This window comes from Halorubrum sp. Atlit-28R (assembly GCF_003665955.1).
Lineage (GTDB): Archaea > Halobacteriota > Halobacteria > Halobacteriales > Haloferacaceae > Halorubrum > Halorubrum tropicale.
The window spans coordinates 222479-243089 of record NZ_QPLS01000003.1 but is presented as its reverse complement, the minus strand read 5'-3'; the positions used below and the strand labels follow the sequence as shown (position 1 = coordinate 243089).

General features: G+C 71.7%; 21 protein-coding genes. 12 read left to right on the top strand and 9 right to left on the bottom strand.

Annotation, left to right across the window (positions count from 1 at the left end; genetic code table 11):
• Positions 1–379 precede the first annotated feature (379 nt).
• On the top strand, positions 380–1687 hold the full coding sequence (locus tag DVK06_RS06870) for an acetamidase/formamidase family protein (RefSeq protein WP_121599765.1): 1308 nt from the start codon (positions 380–382) through the stop codon (positions 1685–1687).
• 4 nt (positions 1688–1691) lie between these two features.
• Here the strand turns inward: DVK06_RS06870 and DVK06_RS06865 are convergent, their stop codons facing one another.
• The gene (locus tag DVK06_RS06865) at positions 1692–2678 is read right to left on the bottom strand and encodes a M48 family metallopeptidase (RefSeq protein WP_053770943.1); all 987 of its coding nucleotides are present in this window, start codon (positions 2676–2678) and stop codon (positions 1692–1694) included.
• 126 nt (positions 2679–2804) lie between these two features.
• On the opposite strand from DVK06_RS06865, the gene DVK06_RS06860 reads away from it, so the two are divergent.
• Positions 2805–3884: an aminopeptidase gene (locus tag DVK06_RS06860; protein WP_121599764.1), complete on the top strand. Its 1080-nt coding sequence runs from the start codon at positions 2805–2807 to the stop codon at positions 3882–3884.
• Positions 3885–3899: 15 nt separating this feature from the next.
• Here the strand turns inward: DVK06_RS06860 and DVK06_RS06855 are convergent, their stop codons facing one another.
• Positions 3900–4289 carry a hypothetical protein gene (locus DVK06_RS06855; protein ID WP_053770945.1) on the bottom strand — a complete coding sequence of 130 codons (390 nt, stop codon included), beginning with the start codon at positions 4287–4289 and terminating at the stop codon, positions 3900–3902.
• 97 nt (positions 4290–4386) lie between these two features.
• Here DVK06_RS06855 and DVK06_RS06850 point away from each other — a divergent pair, with 97 nt between their 5' ends.
• A complete protein-coding gene (locus DVK06_RS06850; RefSeq protein ID WP_053770946.1) occupies positions 4387–4671 on the top strand; it encodes an amphi-Trp domain-containing protein in 285 nt (94 codons plus the stop codon).
• A gap of 25 nt (positions 4672–4696) precedes the next feature.
• Here the strand turns inward: DVK06_RS06850 and DVK06_RS06845 are convergent, their stop codons facing one another.
• Positions 4697–5254: a response regulator gene (locus DVK06_RS06845; protein WP_053770947.1), complete on the bottom strand. Its 558-nt coding sequence runs from the start codon at positions 5252–5254 to the stop codon at positions 4697–4699.
• A 257-nt stretch (positions 5255–5511) separates the two neighbouring features.
• Here DVK06_RS06845 and DVK06_RS06840 point away from each other — a divergent pair, with 257 nt between their 5' ends.
• The 3 genes from DVK06_RS06840 to DVK06_RS06830 all read left to right on the top strand — a co-directional run bounded on the left by DVK06_RS06840 (position 5512) and on the right by DVK06_RS06830 (position 7838).
• The gene (locus DVK06_RS06840) at positions 5512–6735 is read left to right on the top strand and encodes a proteasome-activating nucleotidase (RefSeq protein ID WP_053770948.1); all 1224 of its coding nucleotides are present in this window, start codon (positions 5512–5514) and stop codon (positions 6733–6735) included.
• An 84-nt stretch (positions 6736–6819) separates the two neighbouring features.
• Positions 6820–7365, top strand: a complete 546-nt coding sequence (locus DVK06_RS06835; RefSeq protein ID WP_121599763.1) for a pyruvoyl-dependent arginine decarboxylase — start codon at positions 6820–6822, stop codon at positions 7363–7365.
• 95 nt (positions 7366–7460) lie between these two features.
• Positions 7461–7838, top strand: coding sequence for a DUF5811 family protein (locus tag DVK06_RS06830; protein WP_053770950.1), 378 nt, complete (start codon positions 7461–7463; stop codon positions 7836–7838).
• Between the two features lie 51 nt (positions 7839–7889).
• Here DVK06_RS06830 and DVK06_RS06825 read toward each other — a convergent pair whose 3' ends face one another.
• Positions 7890–8762 (bottom strand): succinylglutamate desuccinylase/aspartoacylase family protein, encoded by an 873-nt coding sequence (locus tag DVK06_RS06825; RefSeq protein ID WP_121599762.1) that lies wholly within the window; start codon positions 8760–8762, stop codon positions 7890–7892.
• A gap of 302 nt (positions 8763–9064) precedes the next feature.
• Between DVK06_RS06825 and DVK06_RS06815 the strand changes: the two genes are divergently transcribed.
• Positions 9065–12199, top strand: a complete 3135-nt coding sequence (locus DVK06_RS06815) for an FAD-binding and (Fe-S)-binding domain-containing protein (protein ID WP_121599761.1) — start codon at positions 9065–9067, stop codon at positions 12197–12199.
• Positions 12200–12288: 89 nt separating this feature from the next.
• Here the strand turns inward: DVK06_RS06815 and DVK06_RS06810 are convergent, their stop codons facing one another.
• The gene (locus tag DVK06_RS06810; protein WP_121599760.1) at positions 12289–13275 is read right to left on the bottom strand and encodes an aldo/keto reductase; all 987 of its coding nucleotides are present in this window, start codon (positions 13273–13275) and stop codon (positions 12289–12291) included.
• 175 nt (positions 13276–13450) lie between these two features.
• On the opposite strand from DVK06_RS06810, the gene DVK06_RS06805 reads away from it, so the two are divergent.
• Positions 13451–13597: a hypothetical protein gene (locus tag DVK06_RS06805; protein ID WP_233561630.1), complete on the top strand. Its 147-nt coding sequence runs from the start codon at positions 13451–13453 to the stop codon at positions 13595–13597.
• 4 nt (positions 13598–13601) lie between these two features.
• Here DVK06_RS06805 and DVK06_RS06800 read toward each other — a convergent pair whose 3' ends face one another.
• On the bottom strand, positions 13602–13976 hold the full coding sequence (locus tag DVK06_RS06800; RefSeq protein WP_053770954.1) for a hypothetical protein: 375 nt from the start codon (positions 13974–13976) through the stop codon (positions 13602–13604).
• A 66-nt stretch (positions 13977–14042) separates the two neighbouring features.
• On the bottom strand, positions 14043–15131 hold the full coding sequence (locus tag DVK06_RS06795; protein ID WP_121599759.1) for an alanine--glyoxylate aminotransferase family protein: 1089 nt from the start codon (positions 15129–15131) through the stop codon (positions 14043–14045).
• Between the two features lie 143 nt (positions 15132–15274).
• On the opposite strand from DVK06_RS06795, the gene DVK06_RS06790 reads away from it, so the two are divergent.
• From DVK06_RS06790 to DVK06_RS06780, 3 genes are all read left to right on the top strand, one after another.
• Positions 15275–15871 (top strand): metal-dependent hydrolase, encoded by a 597-nt coding sequence (locus DVK06_RS06790; protein WP_199718604.1) that lies wholly within the window; start codon positions 15275–15277, stop codon positions 15869–15871.
• A 103-nt stretch (positions 15872–15974) separates the two neighbouring features.
• Complete coding sequence (gene thyA, locus DVK06_RS06785; protein ID WP_121599757.1) at positions 15975–17003, top strand: thymidylate synthase; 1029 nt, start codon at positions 15975–15977, stop codon at positions 17001–17003.
• A complete protein-coding gene (locus tag DVK06_RS06780) occupies positions 17003–17584 on the top strand; it encodes a dihydrofolate reductase (RefSeq protein ID WP_121599756.1) in 582 nt (193 codons plus the stop codon). Before thyA ends, DVK06_RS06780 begins: the two co-directional genes overlap by 1 nt.
• 42 nt (positions 17585–17626) lie before the next feature.
• Here DVK06_RS06780 and DVK06_RS06775 read toward each other — a convergent pair whose 3' ends face one another.
• Positions 17627–18043 (bottom strand): thiol-disulfide oxidoreductase DCC family protein, encoded by a 417-nt coding sequence (locus tag DVK06_RS06775; protein WP_121599755.1) that lies wholly within the window; start codon positions 18041–18043, stop codon positions 17627–17629.
• Positions 18044–18173: 130 nt separating this feature from the next.
• Between DVK06_RS06775 and DVK06_RS06770 the strand changes: the two genes are divergently transcribed.
• Complete coding sequence (locus tag DVK06_RS06770) at positions 18174–19805, top strand: HTTM domain-containing protein (RefSeq protein WP_121599754.1); 1632 nt, start codon at positions 18174–18176, stop codon at positions 19803–19805.
• 81 nt (positions 19806–19886) lie between these two features.
• Here DVK06_RS06770 and DVK06_RS06765 read toward each other — a convergent pair whose 3' ends face one another.
• Positions 19887–20549, bottom strand: coding sequence for a metal-dependent transcriptional regulator (locus DVK06_RS06765; RefSeq protein ID WP_121599841.1), 663 nt, complete (start codon positions 20547–20549; stop codon positions 19887–19889).
• Positions 20550–20611: the final 62 nt, after the last annotated feature.

Sequence of the window (20611 nt, the reverse complement as noted above, 5' to 3'; positions counted from 1 at the left end):
AGTCTCCGTCGCGTATTCGCTCACAGAACTGTGTCGTGAAAAGATTTTGTCTTCAATAGTTCTGTTTGGCTAGTCGTATTCTCTCCGAGTCCGTTCAGAATCGCGATCTTCGAACGATACGTACGGTCTCGCAGGCGAACTCCGGATCGTGGGTCGGTGACCCCTCTGCTGGGTCGCGGACCGAGGGCCGAAATTCGCGGACTGCGAGCCGGGCGGACCGCGAGCCGGGCGGACCGCGAGCGCGCGGTTGGCTCTCGCCCCGGACGGCCCGTCGAGCGAGCGCGCCTCGTGGTCCTCGGGCTTGGCGGCCCTCGCGGTTCCCGGTCTGAGTGCCGCCTCCCCTACGGTTATGATGTGCCATGCCGTACCACTACACGGTATGGCGCAAACAGAGGTCGAAGAGGAGCTGTACGTCGACCAGTACACGCTCGGGCTCGTCGGGCCCGACCAGGAGTGGGCCGGGACGGTCGCGGACGGCGGGACGGTGACGACGTACACGCCGCCGGGCTGTTGGGGACCGATGGTGACGCCCTCGTTCCGCGGCGGCCACGAGGTGACGCGGCCGATCCGCGTCGAGGGCGCCGAGGTCGGCGACGCCGTCGCGATCCACATCCGCGACGTGGAGGTGACGAGCATGGCCACCAGCACGGGGTCGATGGCGGAACGCGACGAGGCGTTCGGCGACGACCCGTTCGTCGACCACCGCTGCCCGGAGTGCGGGACGACGTGGCCCGAGTCCGTCGTCGAGGGCACCGGCGAGGACGCGATCCGCTGCGCGGAGTGCGGCGCCAACGCCTCCTCGTTCGGCTTCGAGTACGGCTACACCGTCGCCTTCGACCACGAGAACGCGGTCGGGATCACGCTCGACGAGGAGGGCGCCCACGCGCTCGCGACCGACGCCGAGCGCGTGATGGACATCCCCGAGAACGCCCGCCAGCACCCGATCCTGCTGTACGAGCCCGACGAGATGCCAGGCACGCTCGGCCGCCTGCGACCGTTCATCGGCAACATCGGCACCACGCCGCCGGTCACCATGCCCGACTCGCACAACGCGGGCGACTTCGGGCAGAACCTCGTCGGTGCCGACCACGACTACGGCGTCGAGACCGAGGCGGACCTGGACCTGCGCACCGACGGCCACATGGACGTGCCCGAGGTCCGCGCGGGCGCGACGCTGATCTGCCCGGTCGCCGTCGACGGCGGCGGGATCTACGTCGGCGACCTCCACGCGAACCAGGGCGACGGCGAGCTCTCCCTCCACACCACCGACGTGAGCGGGACGGTCACGATGGACGTGGAGGTGATCGAGGACGTCGACCTCGACGGGCCCGTCCTCCTGCCGAACGAGGAGGACCTCCCCTTCATCAGCAAGCCCTACAGCGACGACGAGGTCGCGGCCGGCGAGGGTCTCGGCGCGGAGCACGGCGTCGACGTGGACACCGACGCCGCCCCGATCCAGGTGATCGGCTCCGGCGCGACGGTCAACGACGCCACGCAGAACGCCTTCGACCGCGCCGGGACGCTGCTCGGCATGAGCGAGGGCGAGGTCCGCGCCCGGTGCACGTTCACCGGCGGCGTGCAGATCGGGCGGCTCCCCGGCGTCGTTCAGTTAGACATGCTCGTGCCCGCGGACGTGCTGGCGGAGTCGGGCCTCGACGACGTGACGCGCGAGCAGTACGGGCTGTAAGCCCTCACCGCCACGACGATCCGCGTCCGCTGCTCGCCCGCGACGGCCCCGCCGGGATCCGCCGCGTCGGCCCCTGCGACTCGGCCCGCTCGCGCAGGCGCTCGACCCGCTCGTCGGTCGAGGGGTGCGTCGAGAGCCAGCGCTCTGCGGTCTCGTCGGTCCGTTTCTGCGACGAGAACGGCGCGAGGGGCCACTCCGGGTCGGTCGCGCGCTCGATTCGGCGGAGCGCCCGCGCGAGCGCCGCGGGGTCGCCCGTCACCTCGGCTGCGCGGTCGTCGGCCGCGAACTCGCGCTTGCGCGACCGCGACCGGGCGACGAGCGTCGCGAGGACGAACGCGGCGAACAGGGCGCCGGCGAGCGCGCGGTGAAGCCGCGCGAACGGCCCCGACCGGTCGCCGGGTCGCCCGCGGATCCACGCCGAGGCGGCCGCGAGCCCCGACAGCGCGAGCAGCGCGGGCAGCGCGACCAGGGTGGCGACCCCGACCAGCGAGCGGCCGACCCCGTCCGCCATCGCGATCGCGAACCCGTCGTTGCCCTCTAAGTGCGCCAGCTCGTGCGCGAGGATCGCCTCGATCTCGCGGGCGGACAGTAGCCGGAACAGCGACCGGTCGATCACGAGCGCCCCGCTCCCCGACCCGCCGCCGACGGCGAACGCGTTCGGCGCGCGGGCGTCGGTGACGTACAGCGCCGGCCGCGGCAGGTCCATCCGCGCCGCGAGCGAGTCGATCCGGCGGTGGAGATCCGGCGCCCGCCTCCGCGGGACGCGGTCGCCCTCCAGGTTCGCGAGGATCTGGGCGGTGCCGAGCCGGTAGCTGAGGTACGCCGACCCGAGCGCGACCGCGGCAAGCAGCGCGACGAGGACCGGGAGGTCCGGTCGGGCCGCCCAGGCCGCGCGCAGCAGGTCGGCGACGAACAGCGCCGCGGTCAGGTAGCCGACGAGGAGGGCGACGCCGACGGCGGCGGCGGCCGCGCGGAACGCGAGCCGAGGCATGTCCGAGACTACGCGACGGCGGGGCAAACGCGTTGCGGCCGGGAGGGCCGCGACGGGATCGGTCGCTCCCCCACCCGGCCCGCCGGAAGGAAAAGCGGTAATTCCCCGGCCGCGAAACCGGCTGTCATGGACGCACGCGTACGCGAACACGCGGAGATCATCGCCGACCACTCGACCGGCATCGAGTCGGGCGACGACGTGGTCATCCAGATGCCGAAGGAGGCCGAGGACCTCGCGGTCGCGCTCCACGAGGTCTGCGGCGACCGCGGGGCGAACCCCGTCTACCTCAATTACTCGAAGCGCGCCCAGCGCGCGTTCAAGCGCGCCGCCGAGGACTTCTCCGAGCCGAGCCACCGGCGCGCGCTCTACGAGGAGGCCGACGCCTTCGTCATCGCGCGCGGCGGCGCGAACGCCACCGAGGACGCCGACGTGGACCCCGAGACGAACGCCGCGTACAACCGCGCGATGGAGGAGGTCAAGCGCACGCGGCTCTCGAAGACGTGGTGTCTCACGCAGTACCCGACCGCGAGCCACGCCCAGCTCGCCGGGATGAGCACCGAGGCGTACGAGAACTTCGTGTGGGACGCCGTCTCGCTCGACTGGGACGAACAGCGCGAGTTCCAGGCGGAGATGGTCGAGATCCTCGACGCGGCCGACGAGGTGCGCATCAGGTCCGGCGACGAGACCGACCTCACGCTCGACGTGTCGGGCAACTCCACGCTCAACGACTACGGCGAGGCGAACCTCCCCGGCGGCGAGGTGTTCACGGCGCCGACGCGCGACGGCGTCGACGGCGAGGTCCACTTCGACCTCCCGCTGTACCGCTACGGCCGCGAGATCGACGGGGTCCGGCTCCGGTTCGAGGACGGCGAGGTCGTCTCGCACTCCGCCGAGCGCAACGAGGACCTGCTGACCGGCATCCTCGACACCGACGAGGGATCGCGGCGCCTCGGCGAGCTCGGCATCGGCATGAACCGCCAGATCGACCGGTTCACCTACAACATGCTGTTCGACGAGAAGATGGGCGACACCGTCCACATGGCGGTCGGCTCCGCGTATCCGGAGACCGTCGGCGAGGAGAACGCGGTCAACGAGTCCGCCGAGCACGTCGACATGATCGTCGACATGAGCGAGGACTCCGTCATCGAGGTCGACGGCGAGGTCGTCCAGCGGAACGGGACGTTCGTCTTCGAGGACGGGTTCTGAGGGCCTCGCGTCCACTCACTCGCCCGCGCCTCGCGCCGCGGTCCGGCGGGCGAACGCCGCGTACGCGACGAGGAGGACGCCGAACAGCCCGACCGTGCCGATCGCCGCGATCCCCGGGTAGCCGGCGAGCGGCGCGATCTCGCCCGCGGGCGGCGCGACGAGGTCGACGACGCCGGTGCCGACCGACAGCGCGAGCACGGCGAGCCACATCGTTCCCACCGCGTACCCGAGTTCGACGAGGCGGCCGGTGCGCGCCGCGTGGGCGACGACGGCGCCGCCGCCGAGGATCGGGACCGCGGCGAGCGGACTCGTCGGGTCCGGGAGGAGGACGCTCCCGCCGAGCGCGATCGCCGTCCAGTAGACGGCGACGGCGACGACCGTGCGGAGCGAGTCGGGGACGGACACGGGGTGCGGGTTCGGTCGGCGAACACAAAACGATCGGGGGCGAGGCCCCGCCGGCGCCGCGTCGGTGTTTATCACTCGTGGGCGCGTACGTCCACGCATGCCAGAAGAAGTCCTGTTCAAGTCGGAAAGCCGTCGGAGCCGCGAGGAAATCGCCGCGTACCTGCGGACGGTCGCGGACTCGCTCGACGCCGGGAACGCGATCACCCTCACGCGCGGCGCCGAGTCGACGACGCTGGAGCCGCCCGCGCGGCCCACCTTCGAGGTGAAGGCGGAGCGCGAGGGGCCGGCCGACGGGCCGGGCGAGCTGAGCGTCGAGTTCGAGTTGGAGTGGGACGAGAACGCCGGCGAGGAGGCGGCGGACGGCGAGCTGACGATCGAGTGACGGTCCGGAGGCGCCCTCCGCCTCGCTACGGTACTTCGCCCGGGACCTCGGCGAACGCGTCCCGCGCCGAGAGGTGGTCGAGCGTGTCGTCGACCTCGACGCGCACGGATTCCATCCGCTCGATGAGCTCCTCGTACTCCTCGGAGTTCGTCGTGCCGGCGGCCTCCAGCGCCGCCTTCTTCGAGGCGAGCGCGAAGAACTCCTGGCTCCGCTCGTCGAACGCGGCGCGGTGGAGGAGCACCTCGACGAGCGTGAGGAGGTCCTCCTTCGTGACCGGCTTCGTCTTGTAGTCGTCGAACGGCATCTCGACGATGTCGACGTCGGGCTCGACCGCGGTCAGCATCGCCACCCGGGCGTCGTACCCCTCGCCGCGGATCGCGTTCAGCACCTCGTGGCCCGACATGTCGGGCATCCGGCGGTCGAGGAGGACCACGTCGACCGTCTCGTCCATCGCGTCGATCGCTTCCTCGCCCCCGGTCGCGATGCGAACGTCGTACTCCGGGTCGAGGTACACCCGGTACAGCTCTGCGAGGTCCGGCTCGTCGTCGACCGCGAGGACGGTCGCGTCCGGAGTGCCGCTCATGGGCGGGCCCTCCCGGTCTCGCGGTTCGCGACCCCCGGACCGGCGCGTCCGCCCGCCGTTCGTGCGTCCATACGGCCACGTTGCTCCCCTCCGCGTTAAAACGTTGACACCCGATTATCAGCGATGATTCCGGGGTTGCGGGCGGGGTCGACAGAGGGGTAACCGGAGCCGTGACGCCGGCGTCCTCTCGGCGGATCCAACGGTCTCTCCGTGACCCAAAGGCACATTTACGCCCGCATCTTAGTCGGGCTCAACGAATGTCTCACAGCCCCTCACTGCCCGACCGCCCGCGGTTGGAGCTCGACCCCGAGATGAGCGACGCGGAGCGGTTGGAGGCGATCCGTCAGCACTACCGGCGGATCGTTCAGGTGAACGAGGAACTGGAATCGCGGCTCGCCGACGCCGAGGGGCGCCGCGGCGAGCTGAAGGACGACGTCGAGCAGCTGAAGCGCGAGAACGAGGTGCTGAAGACCACCTCGCTGTACATCGCGTCCGTCGAGGAGATCACCGACGAGGGCGTCGTCATCAAACAGCACGGCAACAACCAGGAGGTGCTCACGCAGGCCGCCTCGCGGCTCGACGAGGACCTCCGCCCCGGCGACCGCGTCGCGATCAACGACTCCTTCGCCGTCCAGCAGGTGCTCGACGACGAGACCGACTCCCGGGCCCAGGCGATGGAGGTCACCGAGTCCCCCGACGTCACGTACGCCGACATCGGCGGCATCGACGACCAGATCCGGGAGGTGCGCGAGGCCGTCGAGGACCCGCTGGAGAACCCCGAGCAGTTCGAGACGGTCGGCGTCGAGCCGCCGAGCGGCGTCCTCCTCCACGGCCCGCCGGGCACCGGGAAGACGATGCTCGCGAAGGCCGTCGCCAACGAGTCCGACGCCACCTTCATCAAGATGGCCGGGTCCGAGCTCGTCCGGAAGTTCATCGGCGAGGGCGCGCGGCTCGTCCGCGACCTGTTCGAGCTGGCCGCCGAGCGCGAGCCGGCCGTCATCTTCATCGACGAGATCGACGCCGTCGCCGCCAAGCGGACGGACTCGAAGACCTCGGGCGACGCCGAGGTCCAGCGCACGATGATGCAGCTCCTCAGCGAGATGGACGGCTTCGACGACCGCGGCGAGGTCCGGATCATGGCCGCGACGAACCGCTTCGACATGCTCGACGAGGCGATCCTCCGCCCCGGTCGCTTCGACCGCCTCATCGAGGTGCCAGAGCCCGGCGCCGAGGGCCGCGAGCGCATCCTGGAGATCCACACCGACGACATGAACGTCGCCGACGGGGTCGACCTCGGCGTCGTCGCCCGCGACCTCGACGGGTACAGCGGCGCCGACATCGCGTCGCTGGCGACCGAGGCCGGGATGTTCGCCATCCGCGACGGCCGCACCGAGGTGACCCAGGAGGACTTCGAGCAGGCCCGCGACAAGCTTCAGGACGCGGACACCGAAGACGAGCGGGTCATCAACTACCAGTACTGAACCCTCGGTCCCCGTCCTCGCCGTGCGCGTTTCGGAGCGGTCAGTTCGTAACCCCTTAGCGCGCCCGCCGCCGACTCGCCCGTAATGAACACCATCCACGTCGCCGGCGGCGTCGGAATCGCCGACACGGCGATGGCCTCCTACGACGCCGCGCTCGCGGACGCGAACCTCCACAACTACAACCTCGTGGCGGTCTCCTCGGTCGTCCCCGCCGAGGCGACCGTCGAGGCGGTCGCGGCGGCGCCCGACCTCGGGCCCGCGGGGAACCGCCTCACCGTCGTCGAGGCGCGCCGGACGGTCGGGCCGGGCGACGAGGTCGACTTCCGCGAGGGCGGTCGCGCGGGCGCCGAGGGCGCCGAGTCGAAGCGCGCGCCTCGCCGTCGCCCCGACGCGGTCGCGGGGCTCGGCTGGGCGACCGGTCCGGGGCCGGGGCTCTTCTACGAGGTGACGGGCGAGGACCCCGACGACGTGCGCGAGCGGATCGAGGCGGGCCTCGACGCCGGCGGCGACCTCCGGAACTGGGAGCTCCCCGACCAGGAGACGCGCGTCGAGACGGTCGCGGCCGAGCCGGACCGGTACGCGACCGCGGTCGTCATCGCCGCGTACGGGGAGTCCGAGCCGATCCTGTAACGGGCCGCGCGGAGAGAGGCCGGGCCGCGACGGAGCCCCGGTCGCCGTCGCCGACGCCTTTTTGACTCGGCTCCGCGTACGGGTCGTGTCTTCGAATGAACGGCAACAACCCGTACGCCGGGGCGCCGGGTGTGACGGACGCGGGCTCGCCCGCGGCCGTCGACCTCTCTCCGGACCAGGAAAAACAGCTTCGGCGCGCGGTCGCCGGAATCGTATCGCGCACGGAATCGTATCTGCCCGACAGCTACGCCGTCGGCTCCGAGCTGTCCGTCGGCGCGGACGGCCCGCAGGCGACCGTCGCGGTGAACCCCCCGGCCGGCCACCCCGTCTCGGCCGGCTTCACGCCGGACCCGGAGGACTTGGACGCCGGCATCGCCGAGTCCGACACCGACGAGGTCGCCCGCGGGCTCGCCGCCAGCGCGGCGGTCCAGGTGATGGACGCCGTCGGCGACATCACGCCCACCGCGAAGTGACGGTCCCGGCCCGGCCGTAGACCGTTCGAGCGATCGGTCAGCCCCGTTCTCTCAGTCGTCCCCTTCCTCGTCGCGCGGGTACACCCGCAGGTCGCCCTCCCCCGGCGGCTTCAGCGTGCCCGTGACGCGGCCGTAGATGCCGAAGATGTCGTCGTACCCGTCCTCGCTCGCGAGGATCGGGACCACGCCCGGCTCCTCGACGCGGTGGGTGTACACGTCGTCCTCGGCGAACACCGCGCCCTCCGGGATCGGCTCGAAGTTCCGGAAGTGGACGTGCGGCGTCCCCCCGCCCTTCGGCACCTCCTCGCTGCCCGCGACCACGGTCGTCTCCGAGAACGTCGGCTGCTCGTCCGCGAGCGCGCCGTGGACCCGGAGGAACGCGCGACACGCCTCGTGGCCGAACTCGACGGCCTCCTCGCTGCCCTGCCGGCCCACCTCGATCGAGACGGTGTGCGGGATGGTGGAGTCGAGCGTCGTCGACCGCAGCCCGCTCGCGTCGACGGCGTGGTCGACGGGGAGTCCGGTGACGGTGCGGCGGACCGACTCCGTGAGGTCGCTGAAGATGGCGAACGGCGGCGGCGCGCTGTGCGACGTGTGGAGCGCGAGCACGGCGTCGAACCCCTCCAGTTCCGCGGCGAGCCGCGGCGCCAGCGCCCGCTCGTACTCGTCGCTGTCGGCGTCGCCCGGGAACGCCCGGTTCAGGTCCGCGTCGGTGTAGCGCGTTCCGGCCTCGATCGCCGGCTCGTTGGCGAGTATCAGCCGGACGAGCCCCGCGGACCCCGCCTCACCGTCGGAGGAGTCGAGGGGCGCGACCTCCGCTGCGAGCCGCTCTACGATCCGCACGCCGGCGGGCTCGTCGCCGTGGATCCCGCCGACGATCGCGACGCGGGCCGACCCCGCCGACCCGCGGTCGAACGTTTGCATACCGTCAGTACGTCGCGGTCCGCCCATAAATCGTCGCGATCCGCGCCCGGCGGGATCAGCGGTCGACCCGGTCGGCGAGCGCGGCACGGTACCGCCGCGCGACGAAGCGGTCGCGCGGGTCCACGCCGATGAGCCGGAGCGACGCCGCGTACGCCACGAGTCCGACCCCGCTTCCCGCGACGACCGCCGGGGCGCCCGCCAGCGTCGCACGGACCGCGTACGTCGAGGCGACGGCGACGGCCTAAATGAATATAATTATCGTTCACAATAGATTTATCACGCTCATCCCGTCCACCTACCCCATGAACGGAGGAGGACTCGCCGGCGACGGCGGCTCGGAGGGATCGCGAGACGAGGCCGACGACGACCGACCGCGGCGGGCCGCGTCCGACGGCGGAGTGGCCGCGGGATCGGCCGGGGCGGACCGATCGGGCGTCTCGGCGGCCGCGCTCGGCCACGACCGCCCGGACGTCGAGGCGTACCGGTCGCTCGCGGCCGACTTACGCGGCGCGGTCGCGGGCGGCGTCGAGTTCGACGAGTACGCGCAGGTGCTGTACGCGACCGACGGGAGCGTCTACCAGGCCCGCCCGGCGGGCGTCGTCTACCCCCGCGGCGTCGACGACGTGCGGGCCGCGACCCGGGTCGCGGCCGACCACGGCGTCCCCGTGCTACCGCGCGGCGCGGGGTCGTCGCTCGCGGGACAGACCGTCGGGCCGGGCTGCGTCGTGCTCGACTGCTCGCGTCACATGGACGCGGTCCTGTCGGTCGACCCCGGCGCCCGCCGCGCCACGGTCCAGCCCGGCGTCGTCCAGGACGACCTCGACGACCGGCTCGCAGCGGACGGCCTGAAGTTCGCGCCCGACCCCGCCTCCTCGGCGCGCGCGACCGTGGGCGGCGGCATCGGCAACAACTCCACCGGCGCCCACTCCGTGCGGTACGGGATCACCGACGCCTACACCGAGGAGCTGCGCGTGGTGCTGGCGGACGGCTCGCTCGTTCACACCCGGGAGGTCGTCCTCGACTCCCCCGAGTACGAGGCCATCGTCGCGGGCGAGGCGGCCGGCGAGCGGGAGGCCGCGCTGTACGAGACGGTCCGCGCGCTCGTTGAGGGCAACGCCGACGAGATAGCCGAGCGATACCCGACGCTCAAGCGGTCGGTCTCGGGGTACAACCTCCACAAGGTGATCTACAAGAACGACGACGGCGAGGAGGTGATCAACCTCTCGAAGCTGTTCGTCGGCGCCGAGGGGACCTTGGGCGTCGTCGTCGAGGCCACCCTCTCGCTCGTCACCCGCCCCGAGGCGACCGCGCTGGCGGTGTACTCGTTCGACACGCTCGACGCCGCCATGCGCGCGGTCCCCGAGGCGCTGGCGCTCCCGGTGAGCGCGGTCGAGCTGATGGACGACGCGGTCGTGGAACTGGCCGGGGGATCGCCGGAGTACGCCGAGTACGCGGAGCCGATCCCGGACCGGGCCGCGGCCGCGCTCATGCTGGAGTGGGACTCCGAGTTGGTCGACGACTTCGAGGCGGCGGTCGCCGACGCGAACGACCGGTTCCGGGGCGACGGCGACCGCGACGCCTTCGACGTCATCGAGGCGTACGACGAGGGCGCGCAGGCGGACCTCTGGAACCTCCGGAAGGCCGCGATCCCGCTCCTGATGAGCATGGACGGCGACGCGAAGCCGTACCCGTTCATCGAGGACGCCTCGGTGCCGCCCGCGGAGCTCGCCGACTACGTCGCCGCCTTCGAGGAGGTCCTCGACGACCACGGCACCTCGGCCGCGTACTTCGCGCACGCCGGCGTCGGGACGCTCCACATCCGCCCGATCCTCTCGCTGAAGGAATCCGAGGGCGTCGAGACGATGCACGCCATCGCCGACGACGTCACCGACCTCGTCTTGGAGCACCACGGCGCCTTCTCCGGCGAGCACGGCGACGGGCTCGCGCGCACCGAGTTCAACCCGAAGATGTACGGCGAGGACCTCTGGGCCGCGTTCCAGGAGCTGAAGTCCGCGTTCGACCCCGAGTGGCGGATGAACCCCGGGAAGGTCGTCTACGTCGACGGCGAGACCGCGGCCGAGCGCGGCTACCCCGAGGCCGCCGCCGACACCGACATGCGCGAGAACCTCCGGTACGGGCCGACGTACCGGTCGATCGAGCCGCAGACGAACCTCGACTTCTCCGACGAGGGCGGCTTCTCGGAGCTCGTCGAGCTGTGTAACGGCTGCGGTACCTGCCGCGAGACCGACTCCGGGACGATGTGTCCCACGTACCGCGCCTCCGGCGAGGAGGTCCAGACGACTCGCGGGCGGGCGAACATGCTCCGGGCCGCGATAAGCGGCGAGCTCGACGACGAGGAGATCCACTCCGACCGGTTCCAGGCGGAGGTGTTAGACCTCTGTGTCGGCTGTAAGGGCTGTCAGAGCGACTGTCCGACCGGGGTCGACCTCGCGAAGCTGAAGGCGGAGGTGAAACACAAGCACCACGAGCGGGAGGGCGCGGGGCTGCGCGAGCGGCTCTTCCGCGACGTCGACCGGCTCTCGGCGCTCGGGAGCCGGCTGGCGCCGCTGTCGAACGCGGCGGCGAGAGTTCCGGGCGCCCGCAGGGCGATGGACGCGCTCGTCGGGATCGCTCCCGAGCGCGCGCTGCCGACCTTCCGATCCGAGAGCTTCGAGGCGTGGTTCGCGGCCCGCGGCGGCCCCGCGGTCGTCCGCTCCGAGGCGGTCGACACCGTCGTCCTGTTCCCCGACACCTACACCGACTACAGCTACCCGGCGGCCGGGAAGGCGGCGGTGCGCGTGCTGGAGGCCGCGGACGTCCGCGTCGAGGTCCCGGACGGCCTCGCGCCCTCGGGCCGCGCCGCCTTCTCGACCGGCTTCCTCGATACGGCCCGGGAGCGCGCGGCCGAGAACGTCGCGGCGCTCGCGCCCCGCGTCCGCGAGGGGCAGTCGGTCCTCTTCGTCGAGCCCTCCGACGCGGTGATGTTCCAGGACGAGTACCTGGACCTGCTCGACGGGCCGGGCGTCGAGGCGGTGTCCGCGGCCGCGGCCGGCGTCTGCGAGTACCTCGACGCGCGCCGGGTCGACGAGCGGCTCTCGTTCGACGCGCCGGCGGAGACGCTCACCTACCACGGGCACTGTAACCAGAAGGCGGCGAACACGGACCACCACGCGGTCGGCGTCCTCCGGCGCGCCGGCTACGGCGTCGACCCCCTCGACTCCTCGTGTTGCGGCATGGCGGGCTCGTTCGGCTACGAGAGCGAGCACTACGACCTCTCGCAGGCGATCGGGCGCATCCTCTTCGGGCAGGTCGCCGACAGCGACGGCGACGCGGTGACGGCGCCCGGCGCCTCCTGCCGGTCGCAGCTCGGCGACCGCGAGGGCGCCGAGACGCCGCTCCATCCGATCGAGAAGCTGGCGGCGGCGCTCGACGAGTGAGGGGGCGGGGCGCGCCTCGGCACGGAGCGTTCCGGGGCGCGCCTCGGCACGGACCGTTCCGCGTCGCGCTCGCCGGCCCCCGGCGGCGCTCACCAGCGCTGGTGGACGTGCTCGCGGACGTGCTCGTCGTACACCTCGCTCGCGGCGTCGCGCTCGGCGTCGGAGAGCGGGGGCGCCTCGCTCGCGGCCGCGTTCGCCCGGACGTGCTCGCGCGTCGTCGACCCCGGGATCACCGTCGAGACGGCGTCGTGGTCGAGGATCCAGCGCAGCGCGAACTCGGGCAGCGGGCGGTCGTCCGGCAGGCGCTCGCCGAGCGCGTCGACCGCGTCGAGGCCCGCCCCGAAGGGGACGCCCGCGAACGTCTCGCCCACGTCGAAGGCGTCGCCCTCGCGGTTGTAGTTGCGGTGGTCGTCCTCGGGGAACTCGGCGTCGCGCGAGAGCGCGCCCGTGAGCAGCCCGGACGCGAGCGGCACCCGGCAGATGACGCCCACGTCGCGCGCGGCGGCCTCCTCCAAGAACAGCTCGGCGGGCCGCTGCCGGAAGGGATTGAAGATGATCTGGACCGTCTCGACGCCCGGGTACTCGATCGCCTTCAGCCCCTCCTCGACGCGCTCGACGCTGACGCCGTAGCTCGCGATCCGCCCCTCGTCCGCGAGCGCGTCGAGCGCGTCGAACGTCTCCGGCCGGTAGTACACGTCCGTGGGCGGGCAGTGAAGCTGGACCAGATCGAGCGTGTCCATCCCGAGGTTCTCCCGGGAGCGGTCGACGAACCGCCGGAGGTTCGCCTCCGCGTAGCCGTCCGCCTCGTGCGGGTCGAGCCGGCGGCCGGCCTTCGTCGCGACGGTCACGTCGCCCGCGGCGACCTCGTCCGCGAGCGTCTCGCCGACGATCCGCTCCGACCGGCCGTCGCCGTACACGTCGGCGGTGTCGAAGAAGTCGACCCCGGTGTCGCGGGCGGCCTCGACGGCCGCGACCGCCTCCGCCTCCGTGACCTCGCCCCAGTCGCCGCCGATCTGCCAGGCGCCGTAGCCGACCTCGCTGACCGCGCCGACGTCTCCGAGTTCGCGGTGGTTCATGTCGCCCGAACGTTCCTCGGCCGGACGCAAGGGCGTTCCGGAGGCGGGTGATCGCCGTCATCGCCGGACGTCACCCGTTGTAACGGGGACCCGAAACGACTCGGGCGTGGCATGAAGCGGCTCGGACTGGCGGTGAACGCGGCCGGTCTGCCGATCAGCGCGGCCGGCACCATTCGTGCTTTACGCACACGTGACCGACAGGTACCACTCGCAGACAGCTGATATCGGCTCCGTCGCGGTCGGATACCTCGGCGCGATCCTGTTCGGGGTGTCGGTGTCGCTCTCCGGGACCGCGCTGTTGCTGTGGGAACCCCGCGACTGAGCCCCTACTCGCCCGGGAACGGGAGGTGCGCCCGCCCCTCGTCCCACTCGGCGTTCATTACCCGCCAGCGAGGGTTGTCCAGCCACAGCGAGCGCTCGTCGCGCTCCGCGAGCTCGTGGGCCGTCGCCTTGTCGTGACCTGCGGCGCGGTGTTCGATCTCCCTGAGCTCGTGGTAGAGGATGAACCGGTCGTACTTCGCCCACTTCTCGGAGACCCAGATCTCGTTGCGCGGGATTCCGAGGTCGTCGGCCGCGGGCGGATAGATGAGCTCGCCGTCGAGAACGACGCGGTAGCAGGCGTTGTACTTCGCTATCTCCTCGTGGGGAACGTGTTCGACCGTCCAGCCCCGCTCCCGGATCGCCTCGCGTGGCGACGCCATGTGCGGACGCCCCGTCGCGCGACGGTTCAACGTTCTGGCGGCGTGCGACGTGTTCTCACCCCGCGCTCACAGCACCGCGGCGAGCGCGTCCATCGCCTCCTCGACCCGATCGACCCGCGCGTTGTGGCCCATGTGTCCCACGCGGAGGACATCTTCCGACCCCTCGCCGAGCCCCGTCGCGAGGACCACGTCGTGCTCCTCGCGCAGCCGCTCTCGGAGCGCCTCGGCCCGCCCGGGCACCTCGAAGGCGGTCACCGTCGGAGAGCTGCGCTCGGGGTTCGGCACGGGCGCTAAGCCTAGCTCCGCGCCGCGCTCCCGGCACCGCGCGGCGGCCGCCGCGTGTCGCTCGCGGACGGCGTCGAGCCCCTCTTCGAGCAGGAGTCCGAGCGCGGCGTCGAGCGCGACGACCTCGGTCGTGAGGTGCGTGTACGGGAACCCGTCGCTCACGTCGCGGAACGGGAGGAAGTTCGCGTACAGCGAGTGCGGGTCTCGGGCCTCCATCGCGGCCCAGGCGCGGTCGCTCACCGCGGCGGTCGCCAGCCCCGGCGGCGCGCTGAAACACTTCTGGGACGCGCCGAGGCACACGTCGATCCGGTCGGTCGGGACTTCGACCCCGCCGAGCGAGGAGACGGCGTCGACGACCGTCAGGGCCCTCGGGGCCGCCGCCTCGATCCGGTCGAGCGCGGCCTCGACGTCGTTGAGCGTCCCCGTCGGCGTCTCGCAGTGGACCATCGTGACGAGGTCGACGTCGGCGTCGTCGGCCGCCAGCGCATCGTCGAGCGCGTCGAGCGGCAGCGGCTCGTCGTGCTCGGCGGCCACGAGCGTCGGGTCGCCGCCGTACGACCCGACGAAGTCGGCGAACCCCTCGCCGTAGAGCCCGTTCGACAGGCACAGGACCTCGGTGCCCGGCTCGACGAGCGACGCGACGGCCGCCTCCAGTCCGAGGATCCCCTCGCCGCCGAGGACGACCACGTCGCGCGACGCGCCGCTCCCGGCGGCGTCGGCCGCGTCGACGCCGTACACGGTCGCGAGCCGCTCCGTGAGGCGGTCGTATATCTCCCGGAACCGCGGGTCCACGTCGGGGTTGATCAGCTCGCGGGACATCGTCTCGCGCACGGGCTCTGGGACCGCGGTCGGCCCCGGCGTCATGAGCATACGCCCCGGTTCGCGCGACGAGGTATAAACGGACCGCGAAACGACGGCTGCGGCGGCCGAAGAGGCCGTCGACGCGGGTGCGGGCCCCCGACCGCCGCGCCGACACGCTCATATGTTTCTGTCGCCTGCGTTCCGGTACGATGATGCTTCCGACCCACGTGCTGGCGGGGATGCTGCTCGCGGCCCCGCTGGTGCGCGTCGCGCCGGAACTGGCGCCGGTGGGGCTGGTCGCCGGGTTCCTCGGCGGGCTCGTCCCCGACCTCGACATGTACACCGGTCACCGGCGGACCCTCCACTACCCCGTCTACTACTCGGTCCTCTCCGTCCCGGCGCTCGTCGCGGCCGCGGTCGCGCAGTCGGCGCTCACCGTCGCCGTCGCGCTCTTCCTCCTCGGCGCGGCGCTCCACAGCGTCGCCGACATGTACGGCGGCGGCTTGGAGCTCCGCCCGTGGGAGGGGAACTCCGACCGCGCCGTGTACGACCACCACCGCGAGACGTGGGTCGCCCCGCGGCGCGGCGTCCGGTACGACGGGGCCGTCGAGGACCTCGCCCTCTCGGTCGGGCTCTCGGTCCCGCTGCTCGTGCTGGTCGACCCCCCGCTCCGCGCGGTCGTGATCGGGACGCTGGCCGTCGCGGTCGTGTACACCGCGCTCCGCCGGCGGCTCGCAGAGATGGCGGCGGCCGTGATCCCGCTGCTCCCGTCGTCGCTCGACCCGTATCTCCCCGAGCGGTACCGGTGACCCCCCGGCGAACTCCGGGAACCAAGCGCTTACTTTCCCCGCCGCACACCAGTCGATAACAGTCCGCGCCGGCGACCGCCCGTCCCGGCGCGCGGAACCCACCATGCAACAGTACCTCGACCTCGTCGACGACGCGCTCTCGTCCGGCACGTACAAACCGAACCGAACCGGCGTCGACACCATCGCGACGTTCAGCGGGCAGTACACCGTCGACCTCGCGGAGGGGTTCCCGCTCCTGACCACGAAGAAGATGGACGGCTACCGGTGGAACTCGCTCATCCACGAGGTGCTGTGGTACCTCTCGGGCGAGGAGCACATCCGAAACCTCCGCGAGGAGACGAAGATCTGGGACGCGTGGGCCGACGAGGAGGGGACGCTCGACACCGCCTACGGTCGGTTCTGGCGCCGCTATCCGGTCCCGGAGGACGACGCCGCGCTCCCGGGCGAGACGTGGCCGGACGACGCGCACCGCTGGGTCACCGTCGAGGAGGACGCCGACGGGACGACCCGACGGACCTTCGACCAGATCCAGTACGTCCTCGACACGCTGGAGGAGAACCCCCACTCGCGCCGGATGGTCGTGAACGCGTGGCACCCGGCGAACGCCGCCGTCTCGACGCTGCCGCCGTGTCACTACACCTTCGTGGTGAACGTCCAGGACGGCCGGCTCAACCTCCACCTCACGCAGCGCTCGGGCGACATCGCGCTCGGCGTCCCGTTCAACATCGCCGCGTACGCGCTGCTCGCGAACGCGCTCGCCCAGCGGACCGGCTTCGAGGTCGGGGAGTTCGGGCACACCGTCGTCGACGCGCACGTCTACTGCGGCCGCGGCGACCGCGGGAAGTGGTACGCGAACAACCTCAGGTACGTCCAAGAGCGGCTCGCGAACGTCGAGAGCAAGGAGGCGTACCTCGACGTGAAAAGCTGGGTCGAGCGGACCGCGCCGGACGAGCCCAACGGCCAGGAGGGGTACGACCACGTCCCGGGCCTCCTCGAACAGCTCTCGCGGACGCCGCGCGACCGACCGCGGATCGAGATCGCGGACAAGCCCCTCGACGAGCTCACCTACGAGGACGTCTCGGTGGTCGACTACGACTCCGCGGACGGCATCTCGTTCGCGGTCGCGGAGTGATGGGGGACGCCGACGCGCCCGGGTCGGAGCGCGACGCCGACGCGCCCGAATCGGAGGGCGACGCCGATCCGGACGTGGTACTCGTCGCCGCCGTCGCGGACAACGGCGTGATCGGCGACGGCGGCGGGATGCCGTGGCACTACCCCGCCGACCTCGCGCACTTCAAGCGGCTCACGACCGGGCACCCGGTGATCGTCGGCCGGAAGACGTACGAGCGCATCGCCGAGCGGATCGGCGGGCCGCTCCCCGACCGGACGAACGTCGTGTTGACGACGCGTTCGATCGGCGACGCCGACCTCGCCGACGGCGCGGTCGTCGCGCACGACGTCGAGTCCGCGCTCTCGCGAGCGACCGCCGACGCCGCCGAGCGCGGGGTCGACGCCGTCTACGTCATCGGGGGCGCGACCGTCTACGCGGCCTACCTCGACCGCGCCGACCGGATGGTCATCACGGAGATCCCGGAGCGACCGGCGGGCGACACCCGCTTCCCGGAGTGGGACGCCGACGCGTGGGCCGAGCGCGACCGCGAGACCGACGGCGACCTCGCGTTCGTCACCTACGAGCGACGCGATCCGGAGTGAGGACCGCCGAGACGTGGCTTGCGCTCGCCCTCGGACCGCCGCTCACTCTAAGAACCGCGACTCGGCGTCGCCCGGGGGCATCATACACCGGTCCTTCTTCCCGAACCAGCGGTACCGGTTGTCGGCGACGAAGTCGTACGCGCGGTCCCGGACCGCTCGCGGCACGAACCGGAACGGGGAAAGCAGCCGGTAGGCCCCGCCGAGCCCCGTCGCGATCCGGATGATCGCCGCCGACTTCACGTAGCTCTCGCCGTCCTCGATCAGGACGACCGAGTCCAGCTCGTCGGTCGCGAGGTCGTGTTCCGCCAGCAGCGACCGTCCCACGTCGGACTGGAGCGAGGCGAACCGGTACTTCCCCTCCGGGTCGCGGGGGAGGACGAACTGTACGAACCCGTTACAGAGGTTACAAACGCCGTCGAAGAGCACGACGGCGGCGTCGTCCGGGATGTCCTCGTCCATTGCCTGACGGACGTACGCGGCCGTCGCAGTTCAGGATTCCGGTGGAGGCGGCGCGAGGCGACGACGGTGCCGTCGCACGGAAAACTTATACGCGTTCCTCGTCGTCACCAACAAGTTGGAACGCAAGACTATGGCTGGAACCCCCTCCGACTCGACCGCCCGGTCGCGGCTCTCGGCGGCCGTCCGACGCCTCGGAGACGCCGTCGCCGCGCGCGTCTCGGTCGACCGCCGCGCGCTGGCCGCGTTCCGGATCGGGCTCGGAACCCTGTTGATCGTCGACCTGCTCCTCCGCTCACGCTCGTTCACCGCCTTCTACACCGACGCCGGCGTCTTGCCGCTCCGAGCGTTCGCCTCCGACTACGCGACGAACAACTCGCTCCACGCGCTCTCCGGCGAGCCGTGGGCCGTCGCCCTGCTGTTCGCGCTCGCGGGCGCCCTCGCCCTCTCGCTGGCCGTCGGGTACCGGACGCGGCTCGCGACGATCGCCTCGTGGCTGCTGCTGGTCTCGCTCCACGCCCGCAACCCGATGGTGTTGAACTCGGGCGACACCCTGCTCCGCATGCTGCTGTTCTGGAGCGTCTTCCTCCCGCTCGGCGCGCGCTGGTCGGTCGACGCCGTCAGGCGCGCCGACCGCGAGGGCGGCGGCGACGGCGATTCGCCGTCACCGAGTTCGGGCGGGACCGCCGTGGCGAGCGTCGCCACGATGGCGGTGCTGCTACAGATCCTCGTGATGTACCTGACGAACGCCGTCCACAAGTTCGCGAGCGAGCCCTGGATGAGCGGAGAGGCGGTCGCGTACGTCATGCAGGCCGACCAGTTCACCTACCTGCTCGGCGCGTACCTCGCCGATTTCACCGGCCTCCTGCGCGTGTTCACGGTCCTGTGGGTCGCGCTGCTGTTCGCGTCGCCGCTGTTGCTCCTGTTGACCGGGCTCCTGCGCGCCGGCCTCGCCTCGCTGTTCGTCGGCATGCACCTCGGGATGGCGGTCACGATACGGGTCGGCCTCTTCCCGATAATCGTCGTCGTCGGCTTCATCCCGTTCCTCCAGACGCCCGTCTGGGACGCCCTCAAACGGGTAGCCGACCGCCTGAACCTGTCGGCGCCGCTCGCGCGCTGGAAGGCCCGCTCCGAGTCCCTCGCGCGGACCGCGCTCTCCGCCGGCCCGTCGCTCCCCCGCCCGGCCGCGTCTGAACGCCTTGATTCCGTCCGCGGCAGCGACCTCGGCGCGGGCCTCGCCCGCGGGCGCGTCCTCTTCACGACGGTCCTGCCGTACGTCTTCCTCGTGTTGATCCTCTTATCGAGCGCGGCGTCGGTCGGCTACGCCGAGGTGCCGGAGCCCGCCGACGAGGCCCTAGACGCCGCCGAGATGGACCAGTCGTGGCAGATGTTCGCCCCCGACCCGATACACACGACGCGCTGGTACGTCGCGGCGGGCACGCTCGAGGACGGGAGCGAGCGGGACGTGTTCCGCGACGCCCCGGTCACCTTCGACAGACCGGCGCGCGCCGAGACCACCTATCCGACCTCGCGCTGGCGGAAGTACCTGAAGAACGTCTACGGCGCCGACAACGAGAACCACCGCTCGTACCTCGCGAACTACCTCTGCGGGGAGTGGAACCGCACCCACGAGACGGCCGTGGAGAACGTGACTATCTACCAGTCGTACGAGCGAACCAACCCCTACAACGGGACGGTGGAGGCCGCGAACCGGTTCGAGCTGATCGAGTACGACTGCTCGGGCCCGTTCGTTCAGCGCGACTGAGCCGCGCCGACGGCGGTGTTCGGCCTCGCGTCCGGCCAATTCTTACCTCGCGTCCGGCTCGTCCTTACCTCGCGCCGAGCGTCAGGAGCCGTCGCTCGCGGCGTCCACGGGCTCGACCTCGATGAGACGCGCTATCTCCTCGGGGAGGCTCTGGTCGCCCGTCGGCGTCTCGACGGTCACCATCCCGAACGGCGCCACGTCGACGACGGCGAGCTCGACCCCCGGGCGGACGCCGGCGTCGGAGAGGTAGCGCAGCTCGGCGTCGCCCTGGTGGCGGATCCGGCGGACGACGACGCGGTCGCCCTCGGCGGCGTCGACCAGTCGGACGGTGTCGCCCGCCGTCGGCAGCGAGAGGTCGGCGTCGGGGATGGGGTCGCCGTGCGGGTCGACCGGCGGGTTGCCGAGCGCCTCGGCGATGCGGTCGCTCAGCTTCTCGGAGACGTGGTGTTCGAGCCTGTCGGCCTCGTCGTGGACGTCGACCCAGCTGTAGTCGAGCTGCTCGGTCAGGAACGCCTCCAAGAGCCGGTGGTGCCGGAGGATCTCTAACGCGACGACCTCGCCCTCCTCGGTGAGCGTCACGCCCTTGTACTCCTCGCGGTCGACGAGCCCCCGCTCTTCGAGCTTCTTCACCATCGAGGAGACGGTCGGCGCGGTGACTTCGAGGTAGTCGGCGAGGGCCGAGGTCGACACCCGCTCCCCGGTGTCGCGCTCGATGGCGTAGATCGATTTGATGTAGTCCTCCATCACCGCGCTGATGACGTCCGACGACGCCCTCGGTCCGGGCCCGTCGTCGGCGTCGGTCTCGG

Bases quoted from the DNA above. Each gene is read 5' to 3' on its own strand.
- DVK06_RS06870 (WP_121599765.1), top strand. From the start codon at position 380: ATGGCGCAAACAGAGGTCGAAGAGGAGCTGTACGTCGACCAGTACACG.
- DVK06_RS06865 (WP_053770943.1), bottom strand. From the start codon at position 2,678: ATGCCTCGGCTCGCGTTCCGCGCGGCCGCCGCCGCCGTCGGCGTCGCC.
- DVK06_RS06860 (WP_121599764.1), top strand. From the start codon at position 2,805: ATGGACGCACGCGTACGCGAACACGCGGAGATCATCGCCGACCACTCG.
- DVK06_RS06850 (WP_053770946.1), top strand. From the start codon at position 4,387: ATGCCAGAAGAAGTCCTGTTCAAGTCGGAAAGCCGTCGGAGCCGCGAG.
- DVK06_RS06845 (WP_053770947.1), bottom strand. From the start codon at position 5,254: ATGAGCGGCACTCCGGACGCGACCGTCCTCGCGGTCGACGACGAGCCG.
- DVK06_RS06840 (WP_053770948.1), top strand. From the start codon at position 5,512: ATGTCTCACAGCCCCTCACTGCCCGACCGCCCGCGGTTGGAGCTCGAC.
- DVK06_RS06835 (WP_121599763.1), top strand. From the start codon at position 6,820: ATGAACACCATCCACGTCGCCGGCGGCGTCGGAATCGCCGACACGGCG.
- DVK06_RS06830 (WP_053770950.1), top strand. From the start codon at position 7,461: ATGAACGGCAACAACCCGTACGCCGGGGCGCCGGGTGTGACGGACGCG.
- DVK06_RS06825 (WP_121599762.1), bottom strand. From the start codon at position 8,762: ATGCAAACGTTCGACCGCGGGTCGGCGGGGTCGGCCCGCGTCGCGATC.
- DVK06_RS06815 (WP_121599761.1), top strand. From the start codon at position 9,065: ATGAACGGAGGAGGACTCGCCGGCGACGGCGGCTCGGAGGGATCGCGA.
- DVK06_RS06810 (WP_121599760.1), bottom strand. From the start codon at position 13,275: ATGAACCACCGCGAACTCGGAGACGTCGGCGCGGTCAGCGAGGTCGGC.
- DVK06_RS06800 (WP_053770954.1), bottom strand. From the start codon at position 13,976: ATGGCGTCGCCACGCGAGGCGATCCGGGAGCGGGGCTGGACGGTCGAA.
- DVK06_RS06795 (WP_121599759.1), bottom strand. From the start codon at position 15,131: ATGCTCATGACGCCGGGGCCGACCGCGGTCCCAGAGCCCGTGCGCGAG.
- DVK06_RS06790 (WP_199718604.1), top strand. From the start codon at position 15,275: ATGCTTCCGACCCACGTGCTGGCGGGGATGCTGCTCGCGGCCCCGCTG.
- thyA (WP_121599757.1), top strand. From the start codon at position 15,975: ATGCAACAGTACCTCGACCTCGTCGACGACGCGCTCTCGTCCGGCACG.
- DVK06_RS06780 (WP_121599756.1), top strand. From the start codon at position 17,003: ATGGGGGACGCCGACGCGCCCGGGTCGGAGCGCGACGCCGACGCGCCC.
- DVK06_RS06775 (WP_121599755.1), bottom strand. From the start codon at position 18,043: ATGGACGAGGACATCCCGGACGACGCCGCCGTCGTGCTCTTCGACGGC.
- DVK06_RS06770 (WP_121599754.1), top strand. From the start codon at position 18,174: ATGGCTGGAACCCCCTCCGACTCGACCGCCCGGTCGCGGCTCTCGGCG.
- DVK06_RS06765 (WP_121599841.1), bottom strand. From the start codon at position 20,549: ATGGAGGACTACATCAAATCGATCTACGCCATCGAGCGCGACACCGGG.